Below are 25,271 nucleotides of genomic sequence, written 5' to 3' on the forward strand. Positions count from 1 at the left end.
TCCTTAGCGCTTCTGCAAAAATGTGTTTTCGCGGATGGCTGCTTCATTATCCGGATATTTTTCCAGAAAAGCGGTCATCTTTTCCTTCGCTGTCTCAAAATCCAATCGCCTTTCGTATGCTATAATTTCATTAAACAGCAGGCTTTCCTGCTCCTCTTTACTTCCATATTTCAGACCCTTTTGAATGTTCTCCAATGCACTGTCATGTTCCCGATCTGCGATATCGCAAAGTGCCAGTCCATTATAAGCAATTGCAGACTTCCCATTATCCCGAAGATAATTCTGGTACAAGGCTCTGGCATTGACAGTATCACCTGTTTCAAGATAAATTCTGCCAAGAAGGAGCACGGCATCCTGATTCTTTGCATTCACGGCTTTATTCAGGACTTTTTTCGCGCTGTCATATTCCTCCAGATAATAATAAATCCGTCCCTGCTGATACTGCTCTTCCGGTTTCTCCGAATCTTTATGAAGTGCCTTCTCCAGATAAGCGGCGCCATCGGCACCTCTGTTCTTAGCGGCATAAGCCATATAGACATTCATATAATTCTCATAACCTGTGTCCTTTTTCAGCGATGCTTTAAAGTCAGAAGTGGCTTTTTCTTCTTCCTGTTGTTCCAGATACAACTGTCCGCGCAGAAAATATGCTTCCGCATCCTTATACTTACTGATTAGTCCACTGTAAATCTCAATTGCTTTTTCTGTGTTCCCGCTCCCCTTATGCGCCTCTCCTAAATAGTAATTAACATCTTTTTCAAAATCTTCATGTTTAAACTTCAGTTCTTCCAGACTCTTATTCAGCAAGGTTACCGCAAAATCATATTCCTGCATCTTTAGATAGACAATTCCCTCCATACGGTAAGCTTCGGCTTTATACCCATCTTCTTTTGCCGCCGATTGGAACTGTGCCAGCGCCGCAGTATACTCCTTCTTATCTAAAGCCGCGAGACCGGCTTCATAAGTGTCGGATTCACCTTTTATCTGACAGGCAGACAGCAGGCCCAACAGACAGCATATTCCTCCTATGATAATTGCTTTTCTCAACGTTTTTTCTCCGCTTTATCCCTCTGCCACCAGATTCTCCGCCTGTATCACTTCCAGCACACGATTTACATATGTTTCGCACAGACTCTGATCTTCAGCCTCTACCATCACCCGGATTACCGGCTCTGTTCCGCTTTCCCTGACCAGAATTCTCCCCTCGTCTCCCAGCGCATCTTCCACTTCCTTTACGATTGCCTGCACGGCCGGATTCTCCCTGGCCTCTCTCTTATTGGAAACCCGTACATTCTTAAGCAGCTGTGGGTAGATTGTGATTTCATTTGCCAGTGTATGGAGCGATGTTTTTTTCTCTAGGATTACTTCCATGACCATCAAAGACGTCAGGATACCATCACCGGTCGCAGCATGCTTACTGAATATAATATGTCCGGACTGCTCACCGCCCAGAGAATAACCATTCGCCATCATATTTTCACAGACGTTGCGGTCACCTACAGCAGTCTTCTCATAACGGATACCCTCCCGGTCACAAGCCTTATAAAGGCCCAGATTTGACATAATCGTGGTAACAATTGTATCCTCGTTCAGCCTCCCCTGTTCTTTCATATATTTACCGCAGATGAACATGATACTGTCTCCATCCACAATCTCTCCCCGCTCATCCACAGCGATGCAGCGGTCCGCATCCCCATCATAGGCAAATCCCACATCCAGCTGATTGTCCTTTACGAACCTCTGCAGCTGGTCAATGTGTGTGGATCCGCAGTCTTTATTGATATTTGTACCATCCGGTTCATTACTGATCACATAGGTTTTCGCTCCGACCGCATCGAATACACTTTTTGCAATAGAAGATGCACTCCCATTTGAACAATCCAGTCCCACGCGTACATTTTTAAAGGAGCGGGTAGGAATGGAGATGAGGTGCCCTATGTAACGGTTTCTCCCTGCGGCAAAATCTATGGTTCTTCCGATATTTTCTCTTGTGGCAAATGGAATATGTGGAGTTTTCTCATCAATATAAGCTTCTATCTGCTTTTCAATGGATGTTTCCAGCTTCTGCCCCTGTCCGCCTATCACCTTAATTCCATTATCGTAAAAGGGATTGTGGCTGGCTGAAATCATAATTCCGCAATCAAAATTCTCGGTTCTCACCACATAAGAAACACTTGGTGTGGTAGTGACATGTAAAAGGTATGCATCTGCACCGGATGCAGTAAGGCCGGCTGCCAGTGAATACTCAAACATGTAGCTGGAGCGGCGGGTGTCCTTTCCAATCACAATGGATGCCCTGTGCTCTTTCCCAAAATACCAGCCCAAAAAGCGGCCTACCTTAAAGGCATGTTCTACAGTCAAATCGATATTGGCTTCTCCCCGAAAACCGTCTGTACCAAAATATTTTCCCATTATCTGCTCTCCTTATACAATTTCGCACTGTAAACGCCGGCTGCAATCAATTGCCGAAAAGCTTTAACGACAGCCTCCTTGTCCTCCTGATAGGTCACACCGAACCAGGTTGCATCTGTTTTAAGTACCTTTACCTGTGCTTTTCTTTTTTTAAGCAATTCATCAATGTATATGGGCAGGAGATATTCACACTTGTTCCCCTCTTTATCCATCCTGCCTAAAAACTCTTTGAACCCTGTGTCCAGAGCTTCCAGAAATTCAGGCTGCATCCCCCACATATTCATGGAAACCAGCGATTTCACATCCACAGGTTTCATACCATCCGCCCCTTTTACAGCTGCTCCCGCAGATGTCTTAACAATGTTGGACGTCTCATCGATTCCAATCAGATTCCCATCCGCATCTGTTCTGCAGATGCCACGGGTAACGCCCCCATTTTCACTTAAAGTATTGCCCAGCATAAAACCTGCCATACAAATTGGGTGGACGCCCTGTTCTATTGTATGCTCTTCCATCAGATATTCATGCAGTTTTATAAAGGGTTCTTTCCCATAATAATCATCTGCATTAATGACTGCGAACGGTTCCTGTATTGCATCCCGCGCGCAGAGAACAGCCTGACCTGTTCCCCAGGGTTTTGTCCTTCCTTCAGGCTTTGTAAAGCCCTCCGGCAGGTCATCAAGCTCCTGGAAGGCATATACCACCTCGGTAATTTTTTCTATCCGGTCACCTATGATATGTCTGAAGTCTTCCTCCAGGTCTTTCCGGATTACGAATACCACTTTGTTAAATCCTGCTTCCAGAGCATCATGGATCGAATAATCCATGATGATTTCACCGCTTTCTCCCACTGGCTCCAGTTGTTTGATTCCCTTTCCAAAGCGGCTCCCTATTCCTGCCGCCATGATTACTAAGGCAGTTTTTTTCATCATTTTCTCCTTTGTCAGTTATGCGCTCTCTTGTAAATTACTTAACTTTGCGGCCTGATCCGCCGCTATAAGGCTGTCAATCACTTCATCCAGATCACCGTTCAAAATACCATCCAGGCGGTGCAGTGTCAGTTTGATTCTATGATCTGTTACGCGTCCCTGAGGGAAGTTGTAAGTTCTTATCTTTTCGGAGCGGTCACCGGTCCCTACCTGGCTTCTTCTGGCCTCCGCTTCTGCATCGTGCTGCTTTTCACACTCCAGCTCGTAAAGTCGGGAACGCAAAACTTTTAAAGCCTTGTCCTTGTTTTTGAGCTGGGACTTTTCATCCTGGCAGGATATCACAATGCCTGTGGGAATATGTGTCAGCCGGACAGCTGAATCAGTGGTATTGACACACTGCCCGCCGTTTCCGGAGGCGCGGAACACATCAAATTTACAATCATTCATATCCAGCTGGAAATCAATTTCCTCAGCCTCCGGCATAATAGCAACCGTTATGGTTGAGGTATGGATTCTGCCTCCGCTTTCCGTCTCCGGAACACGTTGAACCCGGTGTACGCCGCTTTCATACTTCATTCTGGAATAAGCGCCTGCTCCGTTAATCATAAATGTCACTTCCTTGAACCCTCCGATTCCATTCTCATTGACATCTATCATCTCTGTTTTCCAGTTTCGGCTCTCCGCATACTTCACATACATGCGGTATACCTCCGCCGCAAACAGGGCCGCCTCATCCCCACCTGCTCCCGCACGTATCTCAACAATGACATTTTTGTTATCATTGGGGTCTTTCGGAAGCAGAAGAATCTTTATTTCCTGCTCTAATTCCTCTACGCGTTTTTTCGCTGATGAGAGTTCTTCCTTCAGCATCTCTCTCATCTCTCCATCATTCTCTTCTTCCAGCATGGACAGGCTGTCTTCTATCGTCTGTTTATTTGATTTATATTCTCTATAAGCCTCTGCAATAGGCTGCAGTTCTGCCTGTTCTTTCATCAGTCTTTGGAATCTGGCGGAGTCACCGGCCACTCCGGGCTCAGCCAGTTGTCTTAGGATTTCTTCCAGCCGGATCAGAATGTCTTCTAATTTATCAAACATTTTGGGGCCTCCTTTGGAGTACGGACGAAAATCGGCATCCGGGATGTTCCAGATCGCTCCTCAGATGCCAATTTTCTGGTTGTCGTTATCTTGAGCATGAAACGCATGCCCTTTTGACCCTGGTATCATTTTAGCACTTCGATATCCATTGGGCAACTGCTACTCTTGGAAGCGCTGCCAGGTCTTTTATTATTTGAATATTGGTATAGCCGGCCTCTGTCAGCAGAGTTGTCAGGGCATCGGGCTGATCAAAGCCGATTTCCATACAGAGCCATGCCTGGGATTTCAGATGACGGCGGGACTGGTCTATGATTTTTCGGTAAAAATACAAGCCGTCTTCGTGTCCGTCTAAAGCCAGAACCGGTTCGTGGTCACGGACTTCTTCCATTAATCCGGGGATTTCCCCGGAAGGGATGTAGGGAGGATTGGACGTAATCATATCGAAGGTTCCATCAATCTTTTCAAACAAATTACTTTCTATCCAGCTACAGTCTTTTAATCCCTGTCTTTTCTGGTTTTTTTCGGCCACTGCTAAAGCTTCAGGTGATATGTCGCTTCCTGCTCCTGTTACGGAAGCGTTTCGAATCAGTGTGAGCAGGATACATCCGCTGCCGGTGCACAAATCCAGTATATGCATACCGGGCTTTAGACGCTTCAGGCTTTCTTCTATCAGAACTTCCGTATCCTGGCGGGGAATCAGTACGTGCTCGTCCACAAGATAGGATTCCCCATAGAACCAGGCTTCACCGGTCAGATATTGTACCGGAATGTGAGCAGCTCTTTTATGAATCAGCTCCTGATACCTGAGGGCAGCTTTCTCTTCCATAAAATCATCCATATGAAAATAGTAGTAGTTTCTGTTCATTTTACAGACATATTCCATTAACAGCCAGGCATCTGTATCCGCATCTTCAATTTTTGCATCTTTCAGATACCCCTGCCCATAGCTTCTCCATTCCTTCAGAGACCGCAGGGGCGTATTCCCTTCATTCATAAACTTCTCCTGAAGCAGACACTGCCTCCCCGTAGGAATAATCAAAATTATCTGCAAGATAAGCACGCCAGTCAAATACGGCCTCCACCGCCGTAATCGCCACCTGGACTTCTTCCTCGTCCGGTTCACGTGTTGTCATGTGCTGAATCATCATGCCGGGTTTACTTAACAGATTCACCAGTTTATGATCGCTTCTTCCTGCCAGGCGTATGATTTCATAGGAAACCCCAGCAATCACCGGAAGGAGAAGGATACGAATCAGGACCCGCCAGAGGGCAGAATCCACACGTATAAACATCAGAAAAACCGCACTGACAATCATAACAAAGAATAAGAAACTAGTGCCGCAGCGTTTATGTTCTCTGGAGCTTTTCATCACATTCTCCACATTTAATTCCAGGCCATGCTCGATACAGTTGATGCACTTGTGTTCAGCACCATGATATTCAAACGTTCTCTGAATATCTTTCATATGGGAGATAAGGGCCAGATACAGCAAAAATATCAGCACACGAACCAAAGATTCTGCAAACCCTAAGATTCCCTGAGATGTGGTTACATGGCGCAGCAGGCTGGTCAGATAATAGGGCAGGAGCATGAAAACAGCAACAGAAATCACAACAGAAAATGCCACAGTTCCATACATGAGCCACTTTTCCTGACTTGCCTGTTTCATCTCCTGCTTCTCGCGTTCTTCCTTCGTTATGTTCTTTTTCTCTTCTTCTTCGTCCTCAAAAAACGAAGCAGAATACATCAGACATTTGGTTCCGATTAAGAGCGAATCTATAAAGCTGAACACCCCCCGGATAATCGGAAGGCTGAGCACTTTTTTATTCTTGATGAGACTCTTATATTTCTCTACTTTTACTTCTATTTCCTGGTCTGGTTTACGAACTGCTATGGAATATGCATCACCATGGCGCATCATAATTCCTTCCATAACAGCCTGTCCGCCGATGTTGGATGATTTCATGTGAATACCTCTGAATAACTTATTATAGTAAAAAATAGTAAAAAGGGTTGAGATTTTCCAACCTCAACCCAAGCGTCTACCCATGTTTATTTTATACCATATTTTTTGTTAAACTTCTCAACACGTCCACGAGCTGATGCCGCCTTCTGCTGTCCCGTATAGAACGGATGGCATTTGGAGCAGATTTCCACATGGATTTCTTCTTTAGTTGAACCCGTGGTAAATGTATTGCCACAGTTACATGTAACAGTCGCTTCGTGATAAACTGGATGGATTCCTTCTTTCATCTTTTTCACCTCTTCTACATATGTTATCTATTTGTGGGTATACCACATAACTTCGAATTTTAAACAGCTTTCAAATTATATCATAACTTTAAAATGATTGCAAGTCCTTATATGAATTTCTGGCGGCGGATTGTTGCCACCACTTCCTGATTGTTTTTTGTATGTGTAAACATGTTCATGAGATTTTCAGCAGCCTCTTCCGCCTTCATACCGTTAAGTGCCTTTCTCATGATGTTTACAGCCTCCATTTCCTCCCTTGAAAGCAGCAGATCCTCTCTCCTGGTTCCGGATTTGGCAATATCAATGGCCGGGAAAACGCGTCTTTCCTGCAGTTTTCTATCCAGGACAAGTTCCATGTTTCCGGTACCTTTAAATTCTTCATAAACCACGTCGTCCATCTTACTTCCCGTATCTACAAGGGCAGTGGCAAGAATTGTCAGGCTTCCTCCTTCACGCATGTTTCGCGCAGCACCAAAGAAACGTTTCGGCATATGAAGTGCTGCCGGATCCAGACCACCTGATAAAGTTCTTCCGCTGGGCGGAACCGTCTGATTATAGGCACGGGCAAGTCTTGTAATACTGTCGATGAAAATAACCACGTCTTTCTTATTCTCAACCAGACGTTTTGCGCGTTCAATGGCCATTTCCGAAACTCTCTTATGGTGCTCCGGAAGTTCATCAAAGGTTGAATAAATCACGTCCACATTAGGTCCCTGAATAGCCTCTTTAATGTCCGTCACTTCTTCCGGACGCTCATCAATCAGGAGAATCATCAGATGCATCTCCGGATTGTTCTTCAGAATGGACTTTGCGGCATCCTTCAGCAAGGTTGTCTTGCCGGCCTTTGGCGGGGAAACAATCATACCTCGTTGTCCCTTTCCAACCGGGCTCACGAGATCTACGATACGCATGGCGGTGCTTCCGCCTTTACGTTCCAGATAAATTCTGCGATTTGGAAAGATAGGTGTCATATCTTCAAAATTCATCCTCCTGGCGCAGACCGATGGAGGCATATTATTGATTGACTTTACATAAAGCAATGCTGAGAATTTCTCTGTGGGGGACTTGATTCTGGTGTTCCCTTTGAGGATATCACCTGTTTTCAAGCGGAACCGTCTGATTTGGGAAGGAGCTACATAGACATCATTTTCACCGGGGAGAAAGTTGTCGGAACGAATGAATCCATAACCATCTGTCATGACCTCAAGAATTCCTTCTACCTCTTCACCACTGTCCAGCCGGTCAAAATCTTTTCTGGAATGCTCATCACCGTCATTGACTGGTTTCGTATATGTCTGTCCCGAGCTGTTATCACTGCGCCCGCGTACCGGGTCAGGCTCTTTTACAACCGTTTCTTCTTTTCCGGTCCTCTCTTCCTGTTCAGGTATCTCCTCTTTTTCATCTTCTTCCAGCATTCTTTGTATTAATGCATCTTTTTTTAAAACAGATATCCCTTTTAATCCCCGGGCTTTGGCTAATTCCTTCAGCTTACTGAGGTGTAATGTTTCATATTGCGCTTTTGTCATAGCAAACTCCTTTTATTTAATTGTTCCATTCACAGTTTCCATGTTTTCTATTTTTTTGGGGGGTAATTATAGACTGGATACAAAGAGGCTGCCACTGGCAGCCTCTTGCATACTCTGGCATTAAGTGCGGTCAGAGGGACTTGAACCCTCACGTCACGGACACAAGAACCTAAATCTTGCGCGTCTGCCAATTCCGCCATGACCGCTGATAAACAGGAATGTTTTATCTGATATAGTGAAAGCAAGCCTTGTCCAAGACTTGCTTTTATGAAGCATCGGGGATTCGAACCCCGGACAACTTGATTAAAAGTCAAGTGCTCTACCGACTGAGCTAATGCTCCTTATATAAACTGGGCTAGCTGGATTCGAACCAGCGACTGCAGCAGTCAAAGTGCTGTGCCTTACCGCTTGGCGATAGCCCAATGATTCGCCACGAACGGCAGGGTGGATAATGGGATTCGAACCCATGGCCTCCAGAGCCACAATCTGGCGCGCTAACCAACTGCGCTATACCCACCATAATATTTTAAGCAAGACGTGCTTGGAGGGATTCGAACCCCCGACCCACGGCTTAGAAGGCCGTTGCTCTATCCAACTGAGCTACAAACACGTAAGCGGGTGATGGGAATCGAACCCACGTATCCAGCTTGGAAGGCTGGTGTTCTACCATTGAACTACACCCGCATAATACAGTCGGGGTGACAGGATTCGAACCTGCGGCCTCCTGGTCCCAAACCAGGCGCTCTAGCCAAGCTGAGCCACACCCCGTGAATATTCACTGTACTTCGTGCCCGTGCGCTGCGCACAAGCATTTGACGCAAGTAATAGTATATTACAGCATTTTTAAAATGTCAACACTTTTTTCAAATTCTTTAGACAAGCTATGTAATGCCTTAGCCCTCTTCTCAAAGAAAACAAATCTTATAGTGTGCTTCATGATACTGGTCAATTTCCATAACTATATAACTCGGTCTGCGCCCCATCTGTCTGGGGTAGCTTAAAGAACCGGGATTCAACAATACCAAATTATCTTTTTCCTCGAGAAACGGTCTGTGTGTATGCCCAAACATGGCAATCTGTATATCGCGGCTTTCCGCCTCATCGCGAAGCTGCTCCGTTCCTATAGAAACACCATAAGTATTGCCGTGTGTCAATAATACCCTGTAATCATCCAATGAGAATTCCATTTCCCTCTTCAAACTGGTGCCCCAGTCATTATTCCCTGCAACCATATAGCAGGGACACTCCGAAATCATCTGAACATAATCTGTCTGGCCTTCAATGTCTCCACAGTGAATCAGCGCATCCAATGGTTTTACCTTATTCAGAACTTTTACAAGATTTTCTGCCTGTCCATGCGTATCGCTAACAATTAATATCTTCATACTTTACCTCACCGACGTGCTTTTCACGTACATTTACATATGCCTCTTCTGTAATTCCTCTTTCATATCTTTTAGTGCATTTCCGCGATGGCTGATGAGATTCTTCTCTTCCGGCATGAGTTCGGCCGTGCTTTTGCTCATGTCCGGTAAATAAAAAATCGGATCATATCCAAATCCATTTATTCCACGTTCCTCATACCCAATCTTTCCTTCGATTTCTCCTCTTGTCGTGACAATCTCTCCATCCGGAAGGACTGCGGCAATAACACATACAAACCGGGCGGTACGCTTTTCATCGGGAACCCCCTCGAGACGGTCAATCAAATTTTGATTTTTAATCCGGTATGATGTCTCCTCACCCATGTATCTTGCGGAATAAACTCCGGGCTCTTTATTCAGATAGTCAATCTCCAGGCCTGAATCATCTGCCAACACAATGGATTCCCCTCTGTCCCCGATAAGAGCCGCCACACCCTTCGCCTTTATGATTGCATTTTCTTCGAAGGTGTTTCCATCCTCCACGATATCGGCATGGATTCCCGCCTCCTTCATAGAAAGAACGGGAATTTTAAGTTCCTTCATTATTTCTTTGATTTCTTTTATCTTCCCGTTATTACCGGTTGCAAATATTATTTTTTTCACTAATCTGCCTTTCTCGGTGGCTTTGGTCCCAAATATTGATAGAAATAGGTTTTCAGCATTCCGTTGTATATTTTCCTGTTCTTATCTGCCTTCCGCCCCAGATACTTCTGGGCGTCTTCGTAACTGGTAATCAGATACATGGACCAGGCATCCAAAGCAGCATAGCGTTCTCCCAGTGCCCGGTAAATCCCCGGCAGATTTGCTTTTTCCTCCAATCGTTCCCCATAAGGAGGATTTGTTATAATGAAGCCATACTTCTTAGGATGAGAAAGACTGCCAACCGGCCTCTGTTGGAGATGTATCAGTTTTTCAACGCCCGCCATCTTTGCATTTTCCCTGGCTGCCTTAATTGCATCTCCATCGATATCGAACCCCTGAATATCCGTCTCCACATCCAGATTCACCCGCTCCCTGGCCTCATCCATTGCATCATACCAACACCTTGTGGGAATCAGGTGCCCCCAGTCTTCCGAAAGGAAATTCCGGTTCATACCCGGTGCCATATCTGCAGCCATCATGGCCGCCTCAATCGGAAAAGTTCCACTTCCACAGAAGGGATCGACCAGTATTCTATCCCATTTCCATGGCGTCAGCATCAAAAGAGCCGCAGCCAGTGTCTCAGTGACAGGAGCCTTGACTGTCATACGGCGATACCCTCTTTTATGAAGAGAAACGCCCGAAGTATCCAGACCAATGGTCGCAACATCCTTCATAAAAGAAACCCTGATCGGATAATTGTCCCCGTCTTCCGGAAACCACTCCATATGATACACCTTTTTCAGACGCTCTACGATTGCTTTTTTGATGATGGACTGTATATCGGAAGGACTAAACAGCTTACTTTTTATCGAATTTGCTTTTGCCACCCAGAACTTACCGTTCTTTGGAATGTAATGTTCCCAGGGAAGGGCCTTCACTGCCTCAAAGAGTTCATCCCATGTTTCTGCTTCTACCTTTCCCACTTGAAGCAGAACACGTTCTGTGGTACGCAGAAAAACATTGGCATATGCAATCGCTTCCGCATCCCCTGTAAATGTCACTTTCCCGTCCTCTACAGAACTGATCTCATACCCTAAATCCTGTATCTCACGCTTCATCACCGCCTCCATCCCAAAGTGGCATGGGGTGATTAATTCATATTTTTCCATCTAAATCTCCAGTTCCTTAATTGTTGTTCCATCAAAACCCTTAATTGTAAATACACTCTGATTCAGTATTGCATAGCTGGGGACATTTCCCTCTTTAGGCAGTGATACACTGCCTGGATTCAGATAGACTTGTCCGTCCTTATTCTCTGCACGCAGTACATGGGTATGCCCATATACGAATATATCTCCTTTCTGGAGCGGCGGCAGATTCCCCTCGTGGTAAATATGCCCATGACTCAGATAAAAAGTTTTCTTCTCTTCTGTCAGTATTCCATAGTCAGCCATAATTGGGAATTCCAGCACCATCTGATCTACCTCTGCGTCACAGTTTCCTCTCACTGTAAGAATTCTGTGCTTATATTCGTTCAGCATGGCAATTACCTGCTTCGGAGCATATTCTTTTGGCAAATCGTTGCGGGGCCCATGATATAGCAGGTCTCCCAGAAGTACGAGACGGCCGGCTCCTTCCTCTTCAAATGCTTCTAACATCTTTCCACAGTAAAATGCTGAACCATGGATATCAGACGCAAACATATATTTCATAAAGCACCTCCTGCTGTTTGTAACAAGCTCAAATAACTATCATAGTTTTTAGTATACAAGAACATCTGAAAATCGACAAGTGCTTTTTATTTGTGCAAAGAGAAGGCTGCCGCATTGCAGCAGCCCATCTTAGAAATCAATTCTAAATCAAATATTTTCCACGGTATGCACGGATACCTCCTGTTACAGATTGTACACGATATCCTTTCCCGGCCAGTTCTCTTCCTTTTGCGAGGCTGGCCGAACCCCGGTCGCAATAGAGAATCAGCATTTTACGACGTGGAAGCTGCGTGCTGTCATCAAACTCTTCATATGGTATATTGACTGCACCTTCAACATGCGACCGCCGATACTCTTCCTTACTTCGCAGATCTATAATCAAAGCGCCAGGCTGGTGAACATATTCATCCAGCGCATCCGCAGAAATCATACCCAGAGACTTCATATTGACCCTTCTTCTTTTTACTATAATATATGGTCAGTTATTGTCTGCTGTTATTTAATTTTGCAGAAATCTGGTATACAGAAAACCTGCCACCGGCAGCTTTCCTTGCATACTTTGGTATGAAAAACGGGCCCCCGCTTGCATTAAGCAAAGGCCCGCCTTTGAATTTCTTACAGTTTACTAAACTTAGTTTCTGAACTGTAATTAATACCTGTTCTCAGAATCAAACGCATTCATGCCATAAGAATTTTTAGAAGTTGTGTTTTTCGAAGTCGTATTCTTAGAAGTTGCGTTGTTGGAATTCGAATTTCTGGATGTTGTATTGCTGGAATTCGAATTTCTGGACGTTGCATTGCTGGAATTCGAATTTTTAGAAGTTGCATTGTTAGAATTCGAATTCTTAGAGGTTGTTTTGGATTTTGTATTCTTGGAAGAATACTTATCTCCGCAGTCACTTGCGTTCTTAGAAGAATATGCTCCACTGTAGTCACTGGCGTTACTTGTGTTATTCTGATTGTTGTTATAATCATCGCTATAATTCTTAGTCATGTTTTGGTTCCTCCTTTTTAATGATTACGCTCTTAGTATGCTATAATTAATTCAAAATAATTCATGCAAATATTGTTATATGCGGAACTGTAAAATATTTTTTTACTGGACTGGTTGTTTTTTTACAGACTGGCTATTTTAATAAAGCCAATTATCGTTTACACTTATTGAAAACAGCTACATTAAAGGAGTTTTTCAATTATGAAGTCAAATTTTAAGAAATTGGTTTTTGCAGCGCTTTTTGCAGCACTTTCCTGTGTAGCCACCATGTCCATCCGTATACCAACACCCGGCACCGGAGGATATATCCATCCGGGAGATGCAATCGTAATTCTTTCAGGGGTTCTCCTTGGCCCGATTTACGGAGGTTTAGCAGGCGGCATTGGATCCGCGATGGCAGATCTTATCGGGGGATATTTTATCTATGTTCCTGTCACTTTTATGATAAAGGGAATTATTGCCCTGCTCTGCGGATTTACATATCAGTGGATTGCAAAATCTTCAAAGTCCCGCTATGCTGCAGTTGCAATAGGCGGCGTTATCGATATGGTTTTTGTAACAGGTGGGTATTATCTATGTGAAATATGGCTCTACGGAGCTTCCGGTGCACTGGCCAGCGTTCCCGCAAACCTGATTCAGGGTATCTCCGGTCTGGTCATTGCCCTTATATTGTACCCAATTTTGATTTCAATACCAGATTTGAATCGCTTATCCCTTCGGAAATAGTACATTTGGCGAAAATTCATATAAAAATTTATAGAATATTCACAAAATTTAATTGTTGCAATTTTCCAGAATATGTATTATAATTATCCATGTAAAAAGAATTTACCCTTCAAAAAATTTTTTTTACAATTAATAACCCCTTATTAATTATTTATACTCCCCTCGAAAGACCCGGTAGCTCCCCTACCGGGCCTTTCTCTTGCCTAAATCAAGGCTTCGCGGAAGTTTTCAGAAACTTTAATTAAGTAAAGTGAAATTGAATTTGTTACTAACGTGTTACTAACGATACATATTTATTATTTTCTTTTAGTCTCTAAATGTCCCGGATTGTTATAGACTATGTTTGCAGATATACTTCTTCCCAATTGCAATTATATAAGGAGGATTTAGAGATTAAGCAATCAAACTCTTGAATGTATTGTATCCAGCAATACCGTCTACAGTAAGTCCATGGTCAGCCTGGTATCTTCGCACTGCTGCATCACAGCCGCCACCGAAGCTGCCATCCACACCCTTAGGATCATATCCACGCAGCATAAGTAATATCTGTAGGGCGCGTACCATCTCCTGCGACTCCCCGAGCCGGACAGTATGACCGCTCAACGCTGCATCTGTTTTGACTCCCGGGATACCGTCTACCTTAAGCCCCACACCGTAATCCATGTTAGCTGCCTGCTGGAGCACCATAACGCCGCCCTTTACGGTTGCGATCCCCCGGATGCCATCCACCTTAAGCCCGGCATTGCAGAAGTTATTGCAGTGTATCTGTCCATCTCTGACAATTGGATTGTTTGTTGCAGGGACTGACTGCGCCGCTTGTGCTGGCTGTACAGTCTGCACCTTGTCCGGTATAACGTACTGTGTGGCCATCCATCCTATTATAGACTGCACTTTAACGCGTGTCCAACTACCAGAGGTCTGACCATCAACCTCAAACCGGTTACCCTTGTTAAGAGATAGTAATATTGCCCCTCCCGGAGACTGTCTTACACGCACGCTATTCCCGCCACATGTCGCTGTGCCCATGGGCTTCCATGCGCCTGTCTCTGCTGGTTGCGGTGTCGGTATAGACTGCTGTCCGCTGATCTGTGCCTTAAAATCTTGCCATGTATGCTTAGTATGATTATATACATATGGATTCGGGCATATCTTACCAGTTACATCGTAATGTCGGATAACATGGTCTGCCGGCACTCCATACTTAGCCATAAGCTCTCGTGTCAATTGGATCGCCGCTGATACTGTAGCTTCCTCAAAATACCAGTCTCGGCTTGTGTCAGCCATGCTGCCCTTATTACGGACGCACAGCTCAATGCCGATGCTGTTGGCATTACGGCACTCCGGATGCTTATAGGACTTAGCACCGCAGTGCCATGCTACATTTTTGTCCTCTACGGATTGCCAGACCTCGCCGTCAAACCCCACATAGTAATGAGCAGATGCTCCCACATACTGACTTGCATAGTACTGGCAGTTAGCTTTTGCTCCACCTGTAGCACCTACATAGTGGATAACGATATATTTAATACGCCCTGTGTTATTCGCTGATGTAAGATTGATTTTGGTTAACAGTTTATTTATTTGCATGGTCTACCTCCATTAAAATAGAGGGCTTATTCGCCCTCTGTGATTTCCGGTACCTCCGGGATGCCTGCCGTACTGGTCAATAGGGATAATACTCCGGCCAGTAGAGATGCGGACGCTACATAACGCCAATCTACTTCCCCCAGTGCTGCAGCTGCCCCAATACTGGCGATTGCTGCCTGTGCCATCGTCTTGACCGCCCGAACACCTGCTTTCTGTAACCATTCTTTTAGGTTCCTATTCTTCATTGTTGATAACCTTCCTTTCTGACTGGCAGCGTCTGTATCTCCTGCCACATTCGTGTCGCCATCCCGTTGCCGCCTAAGGCATGGTAGGCAATATACATTTCACAGTAATTTTCGTACACATAACTTGGGATATAACCCATCTCCATGTACTTGTCATGGTACTCGATAAGCTGCACCCTTAAGAGGAGCATGGTACCCGTAGAGTTTGCGTCTCTGTCTCGTTTCTGTTGCTTCAGCAACCACACAATATAGCCTAGCAGGATAGGCAGAGCTATAAAGTACGACTGTGATATGATGTCTTTCACATTTCCATACCTCTCTTTCTTGCATTAAAATAGCCCAGCCGTTATGACTGGACTAATGTTTTTAATTTGCCTTGCACTGTATCTACAATTGCTTGGGTGTCTAAATCAGAGGCATCCAATACAACACGACCATTGACATAATCATCATCTGCATTAGACATGTCGAAAGCAATACGATAATCTTTTACGTTCCCCTCGTCATCATACTCAAAAGTCACGTTTGTTAGTTTAAGCATTTCAATCATCTCCTTTAATAATATTCTACTATGCAGTTAAACGCAGTGTTTCCGGACACGTTCGTTGTTTTAAACACTCCACCAGACAGGTTAAATGTAAACAGCTCTCCCAAACCCGCGTTTGTCCAGATTGGTGCTGTGTAAGTACTTGCATATGTCGGCAGGAACTTTTCAGTTAGTACGATAACGTTCTGATACGCATTGTTCCAGACATAATTTTCAAACCGAATCATTTTCCGTCCCATCCAACGTCTTGCATATATATTCCCAGTGCCAACTAAAACGGTCTGTTTCACCCATCCGGTATCGTAGAGCATTTCTGCTGACAGTGATAACCATTGGTTATATTCGTTGGTGTATAGCAGTAGACTCCCTGCCGATAATTCAATGCCGGCTATCATATTTCCTGCGCTGTTTTTCAAGGTCATTAGATACGATAAAGGACTCAACTCCCAATGTCCTTTTTGTCCGCTACTTGAAACGGTATAGTCATTCTGTATCAGCGCATCTCCTATGGTCACCTGTCCTGTAAGATTCTCTCCCTCGTAGGTTGTATCATAAGGATTAACAACTGTACCCAACGTCGAAGATATTGCGCTCAGATTCTCCACATTCAGATTCGACACATCCAGATACCAGATTACCCACTTACTGCCGTCCCAGCGCTTGACCGGTGCACCGGAGGCTGTCTGCCAGAGCTGTCCAACATAGGGGTTGGCAGGAGCAGACGCCTGTATGATAATGCCATTGTCACCATCATCCACCCGAATAAGGGTAATTGTGCTGCTTGCCTTTATAGCCATAATTATCCCTCCAATTGGGCGGTATAACTTGCTTTATTCTCGACATCTCCTGCCGCAATAGTAAACGTTGTGCCGGTTGCAACCGCTGTCGCTCCACCGTCTTTATACCATTTGATTGTGCCCAAGGCCGTGAGCGATGCCCCGGTAACTTCAACGCCGCCCTTGTACACATGTGCCGTAAGTGTAGTAGCAATAGCTGCATTTTTGAAAATTAAACCATTGCTGGAAGTGATTACCATAGTAATGGCATCTGCACCAGCGGCTCCGTTACTGCCATTGCGTGAAATACTGTAAGATGTTGTAGATTTACCATCTGAATACGTTACGACCGTCTTTGTCCACAGATACTGGCCGGCCGAAGTAACCGGAGGTGAGCTGACCCAAGTGCCTGTTGGCGCAGTAGTACCCGAGGAACTTGTTTGGTAGGTAATGTCCGTAGAGGATACCGTTACACTGGTGCCGTTACTACCGTTCGTTCCATTTCTCGAAACACTATAAGCAGTTGTAGATTTACCGTCCGAATATGTTACTACTGTTTTCGTCCACAAATATTGTCCTGCTGGTATCGTTGGTATAGTAGCATTCCAAGTGCCCGTGGGTGCAGTAGTACCCGAAGAACTTGTTTGGTAGGTAATGTCCGTAGAGGATACCGTTACACTGGTGCCGTTACTACCGTTCGTTCCATTTCTCGAAACACTATAAGCAGTTGTAGATTTACCGTCCGAATATGTTACTACTGTTTTCGTCCACAAATATTGTCCTGCTGGTATCGTTGGTATAGTAGCATTCCAAGTGCCCGTGGGTGCAGTAGTACCCGAAGAACTTGTTTGGTAGGTAATGTCCGTAGAGGATACCGTTACACTGGTGCCATTCGCTCCGTTTGTCCCTTTGAATGCAATCGCGTAGCTGAATACCTTGTTAATTGTAATATCCCCAATAGTAACCGGAATCACAAAACTTCCGGAAGTCTTAAGCGCGGATGTCGCGGTTATCGTAACTGTCGGTTCTGGAGTTTTTCCATCACTTACAGCACTGATCCCGGTTGGTGTTGAAATTGTACCAACCTCGCATGATACCTGTTCACTGCCGCATAACGCCATAATTTTTGCCGTTGCAGTCTGGGTACCATTTACACTATTTGTTGTTCCCAAAAAGGTTACATTGTCGTTGGTCATAAACACTGAATAACCATCTGTTAAATCAATAAGATCTATTGGTTGACTACTTCCTCTTACTACTGCCATTATCATTCCTCCTAAAATATAAGATCACATTTAAATGTAGTTTTGTTGTATACGTCTTGCGACGTAACCGTAAATATAAATCCGTTATCCGATAATCGACTATCGGATTTGGATAAATCCGTGAATTCCAGCTCTCCCACTTTTTTTTCCTTCCACTGAAGGTACGCTTCGTCGCCAAAGCAATTCTTTAATTTTTCTGAAGTATCTATCCATTGTCCTCCGACAATTACCGATACGACCATGGTTGTAGCCACACCCGTATTTTTGTAGATATAGCCATTTATGGAATCTATGTTTACTAAAATGGCATCTGCCCCATCCGATAAATTTAATAGGGTGACTTCGTATCCACCGTCATCATAGGCCATAAACTTGTACACTGCCTTGTTTTCTACATCCTCGGCATTTACGGTAACACTCTTGGATGCACTTAATGCTTTGCCATCCCGATACCACTGGATTACATACTTATCAGTTACATCAACCGCTCCATCTTTGACTTGGGCTGTTAAAGTTGTGCTACCTATTCCGTTTTTAAAAATAATTCCATTGTCAGAAGCTATATTGAATGTATATAGCTTCTTGCTGTCAATCAATTTCTGCATGACTGATAATAAGCCAGCATCAATCTGAGACTGCACCTCCACTGCATTACTGTAGGTGGTCTCATTTTTTGTAGCATCTACAAAATATTCTTTTTGCTCAGTTACCCTTGCTTCGAGAATCAGCATTGGATTGTATCCACCATCGTAGATTGTGAACGTGTCCCCGATGTTTGCATCGTAGTAACCCTGTATTTCATAGGTTACCTGTGGAACGCAATGCCTTTTGAGTTGCCCTAATCCTTGCCCATACAGGGTGTTTTTGTCATCACTGTCGTAGGTCCAGTCCATGGTAATATACCGGTCACCGCCCCTATTGGCGTTTGAAGGAAAGCGATCTCTGGCAAGCGGTGCCCAGATGATATCATCGCTTGCATTCGTATAGTATTCCAGCCTGCCTTCACTGTCATATTCTTTTCGCTCAATACCTACGATATTGGCCCCTTCTTTCCCGAGTATTCGGATTCCGGTATACAACTCAGTAATATCTGATGTCTTTCGGATCGTGCTGATTGTCTTTCCATACCGCAGTATCTGATCCGTACGGTTCTCACCGATCCCCTGGTATTGACCATCATGCTGTCGATACACATTAAGGGTTATTTGTTTCAGCGAATAATCCGAATTAAGCTCTGTTACGAACTCCATTTCAGCCGAAAACAAGGTGGCGATCGAATACAATCGGGCAAGTACTGTCTGACTGCCTGTCCATTCGTTGGAAATCCTCTTGTCACTGACCTCATTGACACCCAGAGTGAGCGTATGTTCCGAATCAATGTAATTAAGATATTGTACTAAGGTCATAGCGCCATTGCTTTTATAGGCCTCCCTGGTCTCGTTGCTCAGTTCCAGCAGCAACCCCCAGCACGTCACTGTGATATCGGTCTCCGTACGTTCTATACTTACTATGTTACACATATAATCACGGTTCTTGTATATAAAAGAGACCTTATTACCCTCCATCAGATATTGTGTGTCCGCATGCTCTGTCCCTGCCTCAATGTCAAGGGTGTAAGCAGAGCCTTGCAGGTAGGTATGCAGACACGCCTCACTATAATGCATGGCATCCGGTATTTGATTGTCAAAAAGAGTGCAGACTGTCTCATCCACACTCAACACGGCTATTCTTACATTCTCCATGTCATAACCAAGCCTCCCTTATCTCAGCTTTCACTGTTGGTTCTGGTGTGCTGAAATCGCTATGATAAACTTGTATTTTTGATTGCCCTGGAGGCGCTAAAAAGTATTGTGATCCCTTAATTTCATCATCCATGCGGAGAACTCCATCTGTATAGATCTTTCCTTCCTTCCCGTCGATCTCAACTGTACTTCCGTTTGGATATCGGTTAGGATTGTCACTCCATTTCTGCACGTTGAATTTCTGAAAGCCAAGGCTCCGGAAGCAGGAACCAGTTACCATATCCAGCTGATCGTATCCACCGATGTAAATCTGAATTTTACAGCATTTTATATCCTTTAAGTCAGGCACAACCGTTGAAAATCTTGTTCCGTAATAATATCCGCTTAACTTGTCACCTTCCTTTAGTACGTCGCAATGGCCTCGCTCCCAATCAAACATATTCTTTCCATACCTGGCATTGCTGGGCTCAAAATATTCGTCAAAATATTTATGTAATTGTGACCCTCCTGCTCTCATCATTACATGCGCCCTGTTGCTATTTAGGTCGTTTTTTTCGACCATATAGCAATAGATAAGTTTGTCATTCTCGTCTAAAAAATTGATACTCGTGGTGGATGCCTGGCGAACAGCTCCTGTTTCAAACCATTCGTTGAAGTAGCACCAAAAATTGCTTGCTCCTACGGCACCATCACTATCAGGGGGTATATCAATGCTGATCATTCCACCGTTCACCCCAGCAGTTCCACCACGATCGGCCAATTGAAGGATATTTTGCCCATTATAGGTTTTCACTTTCAATTGACCGTTTGTCTTTTTTGCAGGGTTTTCGGGATGCACCGAGGTGTCTCTGTTCCAACCAGAAAAATCATTGGTATTGATTAGCATCTCACTTTGTGTATATGGCGTTAAATCTACCTCCTGAATCTTCCCGGTCTGTAACACACCGCGATTAGAAACAAAGCCAAGATAGCCATTATCGTGATTGTGAACTACCGTATAGTCTATCGGCACATCCGCGGTACCTTTATTGTCGATGGTAAGCTCCAGAATACCATCGACATTTTGGGCCGCAGTAAACTGCTTCGTTACCACGCTGTACTTATGCGGATCCGGACAATAAATCTGGAAAGTGGATGTAATATTTAACCTGCCCTTAGCCGGAGTCTCGGATACTGTCTTGCTTCCTATATAATATTTATCAGGTTCATCATCAAAGACTATCTTTGCCTCTTTAAAATTAAGCAGACCGTTTAAATCATTATATCTTTGCATCAGTTCTTCCGGCGTGGTTGCCATCAGTTGATATTCTACCTCTATGACCCGGCTATCCTGAAAGTAGTTCTCCATATACAGATGATTACCAATCCGTATCTCATCGTAGCCCATGCTGTGCGTTTCACGGCCGGATACCGTCAATGTTCGATATCCATCAATAACGTTTTCGATATATGTTCCATTAATGGAGAGAGCCTCTGCAGGGAGAGACTCTTCAGTGTTTCCATGTTCAATCGTATCAATAAACTTCATTTAGCCCTCCCTACTTCTCCCCTTTTATACGGTCCTTGAGTTTTGCATCCTTTTTATTCTTTTCATCTACATACTCGGCAGCTCCATATCCCACCTTCCTGCCGTCCATAACACTTGTCACTTCTGTTCTTACATAGACAACAGGACTGTATTCGTAATCGTTCCGAAGCTCCTTATCTCCAAAGGAATAAGAGCCTATACCCGCAAGTGCTGGGATGTCTGGAATTTGTACCATACGATTACTTGCCCGCTGAATCGTACTGCTCATGGAGTCAATCCCATCTGCGAAGCCCTGCCCTACAAATGTGCCCAATTCTGCAAACAACCTTGATGGGCTGTGTATCTGTGCTTTTGCTCTGACCGCTTGTTCTGCGGCGGATGCCATTTGTGCTGCGACGGACCTTATATGCCCCAAGCTGGACGCCATGCCAGATGCAAGACCTGCACCGATATTATATCCAATACCACGCATATTTCCTGGAATAGCACCCGCGTTTGATATGATGGAGCTTGCTATGTTCCTCATGGTCGATATGGCCGTATTCCCCCCGGAACGCAAGGCCATGTTAAAACCAGTCATACTGTTATTTGTGATAACCGAAAGCGGGGATAATCCTGCTTGTGCTCCATTTTTCACGCCATCAGCCATCTGTTTTCCGGCTGCTTGCGCACTGCCCGCCCCGGAAGAGAAAGCACTGGTAAACTTCTTGACAGCGTCCTTCGCTTTATTGCCCAGGGCATCCAGGCCATCACTTACAATGCTGACCGATTTCTTCATGCCGCTAATTGACTTCTCAGCGGACTTTGCGTTGCTTGCTATAGATTTCATGGACGAATTTACAGCTTTTAATGCCAGGGCCATTGCAGCGCATCCCGCAGCCCCTGCAGCCATTGCAATTCCAAAAGCCAGGGCTCCTGCAGTGGCTAACAGAAACGCCGGTGTTAATACTAGCAGTGGGGCAGACACAAGTAACAACGACGCAGTTAATAACATTGCAATGCCAAGCAGTGCAGAAAATGCGACCGCACTGAGTAATGCCCCCCCAGCAACGGTAGGCAATGCCCCAGCGACAATTGTAAGGGCAGCCCCTGTGAGCAGCATACCTGTCCCTAAGATAACCGCCCCCGCAGCAAGTGCAAGAACACCGGCAGCTACAATAAGTACCGATACACCGATTAATGTAAGGCCAACGGCAACAACGGAAAGTCCAACGCCTAATGCGGCACAGGCCACCCCTGCAAGGAGCGTGCCACCGGCAAATGCCAGCATTCCAGCTCCCAACTGTGCAATTGCAGCAGCTGCCTGCGACCCATAGGCTATAAGAGAAGGAAATAATGCTACGATAATAGCCAGTGCTGCCCCCGCCAAAACGGCGCCAACACCTACCAACACAATTGCAGCACCAAAAGCAACGAATCCGACTGCTCCTGCAGTAAGTGCCGGCCCCAGTAATGCTGCTCCGACAGTTAATAAGGCAATTGCTGCCACCATACCCACCATAATAGCTATTGCGGGCGCTCCGGCATTAGCAAGTGCTATAGAGGATTGTGCCAAAATTGCGAAACCAGTACTGATCATAAGTATAGACGCTCCAAGTGCAAGTAATGCAGTCGTAAGCCCTGTCAGTTGCGCGGGAGATGCCGTTATACCCTTCATCGCCAGCATCATGCCAATGGATAAAGCGGCAAGCGCAGCAACCAGGCCAAACATGACAGCAATTGCTGGCCATCCCGCACCAGCCAATGAGATTGCCGATTGTGCCAATAGATAAAATCCTGCACTTATTAAGGCCACTCCTGCACCCATTGCAAGAAACGCCACCGCTGCTTGTTTCATCTGTCCGGCACTTGTTACGCTGGCTGTTCCGGCAGTAGTTTCAGCCCCTGCTATTCCCAGGAGCTTTCCCGCAATTGCTCCAATCCCTTTTCCACCCAGCATTAAGATCCCTTTTGCAAACATACCAACAAACGGTGCAATCGCACTGATTATCTTAAATCCCTTATAGGCTATTAAAAGTTTGGGAAGCATAGTGATCAGCTTTGCAATCTCGTCCGAGTGTTCAGTCAGAAATCCAGCAAATTTCTTTAACGAATCGGCAGCTACGCCCATCACGTCGGAAAAATCACTTACGCTCTCGGTACTTCCAAAAGAGCCGTTTAATTCTGACAAGCTTCCCCCAATAGCACTTACTGATTCACCAAATGCGTCTTTAACCTCTAGGGCGTTTGTTTTAAATACATCCCAGTATTTAGACGCCTCTGCCACCACACCCGATACCGTGTCAATCACAGCCGGAATTTTATTAGCTATCCAGTCAAATCCTGCTCCGATTTTATCATTCATTCCATTTAATGCATTTACGACCTTAGCTTTTGCGAAAGCGTCATAAATACTCATAATTCCGCCAGTCACTGTAGCTTCGAGATTTCCCATTGCTCCTTCAAAGGTATCTACAGATGTAGCCGCATTTTGTGCCATTTCTGTCATGCCGATGTTATTCATAGCCTGACCCAAAAGGTCCGCCGTGATAACACCATCTTCCATAGCGCCTTTGAAATCTTCGCCAATCACCGGATTAAGTTTAATTAATTCTTTTCTCAGTCCACCTGCTAACTGCGGACTGGCATTCAAAATCTGGTTCCAGTCCTGTGCATGGAGGGCGCCAGCTGCCATGGCCTGGCTATATGCAAGCCCTACAGAGCCAAACTCCTGAGCCCCGCCGCCAAACACAGCAACCGCATTACCCACAGCTTCGGTCATCTTATCGGCATCCTTAATACCATTGGCTGACAGTGCTCCAAAGGTACTCATTACGTCATTAAGGGAAAAGACGGTCTTATCTGCATAAGTCTTTAGCGACCCCGTAGCTCCCGCAATCCGCTGTATCTCTTCTTCACTGTCACCACTGAATCGCATAGCTGCTTGCAGTTTCTGCATGGAATCAGAGGTTCCGATTGCTTCTTTACCCAGACTGGAAAATCCATTGGACACAACAGAAAATGTTTTTTGTCCAATTCCCATCATAATGCCAAAGCCCAGGCCACCTGTAAGAGTACTTTTTAAGTTACTGGCATAGCCCATAGCGCCCTTCATGGTAGATGAAAAGTTTTTATCCACTGCCGACAATACCGCTTTTACGGAAAAATCTCCCATGCTATCTCCCCTCCTTCCTTAACAATTTACCGATTCCTTTGAAGCGTTCTGCGGGTTTTTCGGGTTTCTTCTTTTTTACGCTTTTTAGTACGCCTTCGTAATCAAAAAACTTATTAAAATGATTGTATACTGGCCTTGTTTTGTTTTTTCCAGCCGGCTTTTGAGCCTGTACAGCATAATTCAAAAATGCCTGCCAATGCTGATGATACTCCTGGTCGACCATACGCAGGTTATGCGCTTCAATCAGTAACTCGTATTCTGGTATTGTCAGCTGATCCACCTCTGCAAGGCTTTTAAATTCAAAGTACCGGAAGCAGTTGACCGCTACCTCGTGATACATCTCTTCGATGCTTATTGGTTCTGATTCTGCTTCTGTCTCTGCTTCTCTACCATCTCCTGAATGGACAGCACCGCTTTTTTGGTAGAGTTTGCTGTCTGTAAAAAACCCATAACTTCATCAAATACCTCATCGATATCCGTATCCACATCATCAACAAATGCGTCCAGGGCCGTCCTTGTAAGGCGTGGATTCTGTCCCTTGTTTGCTGTATCTAATACGTCAACCAACGCTTCGACATCTCCATCAATAAGCCGGAGCGTATAGAAGCGCAGGCCGACATTTTGTGTCGCACCCGGCGCCCCATCTACTGGAGCGGATACTTTTTTATTAATCTCCCGCAAGAATCCCATCCCAAAATTAAGCTGATATACCTGTCCATTTATCGTCATTTCCTGCATTTGTATTTCCTCCATTATTAAATTTAGAGGAACCTTAG

The 25,271-nt window shown here is 44.9% G+C and carries 26 protein-coding genes and 7 tRNA genes; 1 reads left to right on the plus strand and 32 read right to left on the minus strand.

Going from position 1 to position 25,271, the window contains the following annotated elements; genetic code table 11:
- Nucleotides 1-3 precede the first annotated feature (3 nt).
- The 21 genes from KNL20_RS11870 to KNL20_RS11970 form a co-directional block, all read right to left on the minus strand.
- On the minus strand, nt 4-1,044 hold the full coding sequence (locus tag KNL20_RS11870) for a tetratricopeptide repeat protein (RefSeq protein WP_230397953.1): 1,041 nt from the start codon (nt 1,042-1,044) through the stop codon (nt 4-6).
- A 15-nt stretch (nt 1,045-1,059) separates the two neighbouring features.
- A complete protein-coding gene (gene glmM, locus KNL20_RS11875; protein WP_230397954.1) occupies nt 1,060-2,409 on the minus strand; it encodes a phosphoglucosamine mutase in 1,350 nt (449 codons plus the stop codon).
- Nucleotides 2,409-3,338 carry a nucleotidyltransferase family protein gene (locus KNL20_RS11880; RefSeq protein ID WP_230400108.1) on the minus strand — a complete coding sequence of 310 codons (930 nt, stop codon included), beginning with the start codon at nt 3,336-3,338 and terminating at the stop codon, nt 2,409-2,411. Before KNL20_RS11880 ends, glmM begins: the two co-directional genes overlap by 1 nt.
- An 18-nt stretch (nt 3,339-3,356) precedes the next feature.
- Nucleotides 3,357-4,433, minus strand: a complete 1,077-nt coding sequence (prfA, locus tag KNL20_RS11885; protein WP_230397955.1) for a peptide chain release factor 1 — start codon at nt 4,431-4,433, stop codon at nt 3,357-3,359.
- A gap of 130 nt (nt 4,434-4,563) precedes the next feature.
- A complete protein-coding gene (prmC, locus tag KNL20_RS11890) occupies nt 4,564-5,427 on the minus strand; it encodes a peptide chain release factor N(5)-glutamine methyltransferase (protein WP_230397956.1) in 864 nt (287 codons plus the stop codon).
- Complete coding sequence (locus tag KNL20_RS11895; RefSeq protein WP_230397957.1) at nt 5,420-6,400, minus strand: DUF1385 domain-containing protein; 981 nt, start codon at nt 6,398-6,400, stop codon at nt 5,420-5,422. Before KNL20_RS11895 ends, prmC begins: the two co-directional genes overlap by 8 nt.
- 86 nt (nt 6,401-6,486) lie before the next feature.
- Nucleotides 6,487-6,687: a 50S ribosomal protein L31 gene (rpmE, locus tag KNL20_RS11900; protein WP_230397958.1), complete on the minus strand. Its 201-nt coding sequence runs from the start codon at nt 6,685-6,687 to the stop codon at nt 6,487-6,489.
- Between the two features lie 107 nt (nt 6,688-6,794).
- Nucleotides 6,795-8,213 (minus strand): transcription termination factor Rho, encoded by a 1,419-nt coding sequence (gene rho, locus KNL20_RS11905; protein WP_230397959.1) that lies wholly within the window; start codon nt 8,211-8,213, stop codon nt 6,795-6,797.
- Between the two features lie 125 nt (nt 8,214-8,338).
- A tRNA-Leu gene (locus KNL20_RS11910) sits at nt 8,339-8,419 on the minus strand.
- Nucleotides 8,420-8,481: 62 nt separating this feature from the next.
- Nucleotides 8,482-8,554, minus strand: a tRNA-Lys gene (locus KNL20_RS11915).
- Between the two features lie 9 nt (nt 8,555-8,563).
- A tRNA-Gln gene (locus KNL20_RS11920) sits at nt 8,564-8,635 on the minus strand.
- Nucleotides 8,636-8,656: 21 nt separating this feature from the next.
- Nucleotides 8,657-8,730, minus strand: a tRNA-His gene (locus KNL20_RS11925).
- A gap of 19 nt (nt 8,731-8,749) precedes the next feature.
- A tRNA-Arg gene (locus tag KNL20_RS11930) sits at nt 8,750-8,823 on the minus strand.
- A 3-nt stretch (nt 8,824-8,826) separates the two neighbouring features.
- Nucleotides 8,827-8,897, minus strand: a tRNA-Gly gene (locus tag KNL20_RS11935).
- Between the two features lie 9 nt (nt 8,898-8,906).
- Nucleotides 8,907-8,981, minus strand: a tRNA-Pro gene (locus KNL20_RS11940).
- Between the two features lie 137 nt (nt 8,982-9,118).
- Nucleotides 9,119-9,598 (minus strand): metallophosphoesterase family protein, encoded by a 480-nt coding sequence (locus tag KNL20_RS11945; protein WP_230397960.1) that lies wholly within the window; start codon nt 9,596-9,598, stop codon nt 9,119-9,121.
- Between the two features lie 33 nt (nt 9,599-9,631).
- Nucleotides 9,632-10,240 carry an XTP/dITP diphosphatase gene (locus KNL20_RS11950; RefSeq protein WP_230397961.1) on the minus strand — a complete coding sequence of 203 codons (609 nt, stop codon included), beginning with the start codon at nt 10,238-10,240 and terminating at the stop codon, nt 9,632-9,634.
- Complete coding sequence (locus KNL20_RS11955; protein ID WP_230397962.1) at nt 10,240-11,388, minus strand: THUMP domain-containing class I SAM-dependent RNA methyltransferase; 1,149 nt, start codon at nt 11,386-11,388, stop codon at nt 10,240-10,242. Before KNL20_RS11955 ends, KNL20_RS11950 begins: the two co-directional genes overlap by 1 nt.
- Nucleotides 11,389-11,931, minus strand: coding sequence for a phosphodiesterase (gene yfcE / locus KNL20_RS11960; protein ID WP_230397963.1), 543 nt, complete (start codon nt 11,929-11,931; stop codon nt 11,389-11,391).
- Nucleotides 11,932-12,073: 142 nt separating this feature from the next.
- On the minus strand, nt 12,074-12,376 hold the full coding sequence (locus KNL20_RS11965) for a rhodanese-like domain-containing protein (protein ID WP_230397964.1): 303 nt from the start codon (nt 12,374-12,376) through the stop codon (nt 12,074-12,076).
- Nucleotides 12,377-12,580: 204 nt separating this feature from the next.
- Complete coding sequence (locus KNL20_RS11970) at nt 12,581-12,925, minus strand: hypothetical protein (protein WP_230397965.1); 345 nt, start codon at nt 12,923-12,925, stop codon at nt 12,581-12,583.
- 201 nt (nt 12,926-13,126) lie between these two features.
- Between KNL20_RS11970 and KNL20_RS11975 the strand changes: the two genes are divergently transcribed.
- Complete coding sequence (locus KNL20_RS11975; RefSeq protein ID WP_230397966.1) at nt 13,127-13,651, plus strand: ECF transporter S component; 525 nt, start codon at nt 13,127-13,129, stop codon at nt 13,649-13,651.
- Nucleotides 13,652-14,044: 393 nt separating this feature from the next.
- Here the strand turns inward: KNL20_RS11975 and KNL20_RS11980 are convergent, their stop codons facing one another.
- The 11 genes from KNL20_RS11980 to KNL20_RS12030 are packed head-to-tail and all read right to left on the minus strand — an operon-like array spanning nt 14,045 to nt 25,233.
- Nucleotides 14,045-15,238, minus strand: coding sequence for an N-acetylmuramoyl-L-alanine amidase (locus tag KNL20_RS11980; RefSeq protein WP_230397967.1), 1,194 nt, complete (start codon nt 15,236-15,238; stop codon nt 14,045-14,047).
- Nucleotides 15,239-15,264: 26 nt separating this feature from the next.
- Nucleotides 15,265-15,483: a holin gene (locus KNL20_RS11985; RefSeq protein ID WP_230397968.1), complete on the minus strand. Its 219-nt coding sequence runs from the start codon at nt 15,481-15,483 to the stop codon at nt 15,265-15,267.
- Nucleotides 15,480-15,788 (minus strand): hypothetical protein, encoded by a 309-nt coding sequence (locus KNL20_RS11990; RefSeq protein ID WP_230397969.1) that lies wholly within the window; start codon nt 15,786-15,788, stop codon nt 15,480-15,482. The genes KNL20_RS11985 and KNL20_RS11990 overlap by 4 nt, the downstream gene beginning before the upstream one ends.
- A 41-nt stretch (nt 15,789-15,829) precedes the next feature.
- Nucleotides 15,830-16,024, minus strand: a complete 195-nt coding sequence (locus tag KNL20_RS11995; protein ID WP_230397970.1) for a hypothetical protein — start codon at nt 16,022-16,024, stop codon at nt 15,830-15,832.
- 14 nt (nt 16,025-16,038) lie between these two features.
- Nucleotides 16,039-16,827, minus strand: coding sequence for a hypothetical protein (locus tag KNL20_RS12000; RefSeq protein WP_230397971.1), 789 nt, complete (start codon nt 16,825-16,827; stop codon nt 16,039-16,041).
- Between the two features lie 2 nt (nt 16,828-16,829).
- Nucleotides 16,830-18,071 (minus strand): hypothetical protein, encoded by a 1,242-nt coding sequence (locus KNL20_RS12005; RefSeq protein ID WP_230397972.1) that lies wholly within the window; start codon nt 18,069-18,071, stop codon nt 16,830-16,832.
- Nucleotides 18,072-18,082: 11 nt separating this feature from the next.
- Nucleotides 18,083-19,813, minus strand: a complete 1,731-nt coding sequence (locus KNL20_RS12010) for a hypothetical protein (RefSeq protein ID WP_230397973.1) — start codon at nt 19,811-19,813, stop codon at nt 18,083-18,085.
- Between the two features lies 1 nt (nt 19,814).
- Nucleotides 19,815-21,341, minus strand: coding sequence for a distal tail protein Dit (locus KNL20_RS12015; protein WP_230397974.1), 1,527 nt, complete (start codon nt 21,339-21,341; stop codon nt 19,815-19,817).
- Nucleotides 21,342-21,351: 10 nt separating this feature from the next.
- Nucleotides 21,352-24,495 (minus strand): tape measure protein, encoded by a 3,144-nt coding sequence (locus KNL20_RS12020; protein WP_230397975.1) that lies wholly within the window; start codon nt 24,493-24,495, stop codon nt 21,352-21,354.
- Between the two features lies 1 nt (nt 24,496).
- On the minus strand, nt 24,497-24,835 hold the full coding sequence (locus KNL20_RS12025) for a hypothetical protein (protein WP_230397976.1): 339 nt from the start codon (nt 24,833-24,835) through the stop codon (nt 24,497-24,499).
- An 11-nt stretch (nt 24,836-24,846) separates the two neighbouring features.
- A complete protein-coding gene (locus tag KNL20_RS12030; protein ID WP_230397977.1) occupies nt 24,847-25,233 on the minus strand; it encodes a tail assembly chaperone in 387 nt (128 codons plus the stop codon).
- Nucleotides 25,234-25,271: the final 38 nt, after the last annotated feature.

Origin of the sequence: Novisyntrophococcus fermenticellae (assembly GCF_018866245.1) — a bacterium.
In the GTDB taxonomy this organism is placed as follows: domain Bacteria; phylum Bacillota; class Clostridia; order Lachnospirales; family Lachnospiraceae; genus Novisyntrophococcus; species Novisyntrophococcus fermenticellae.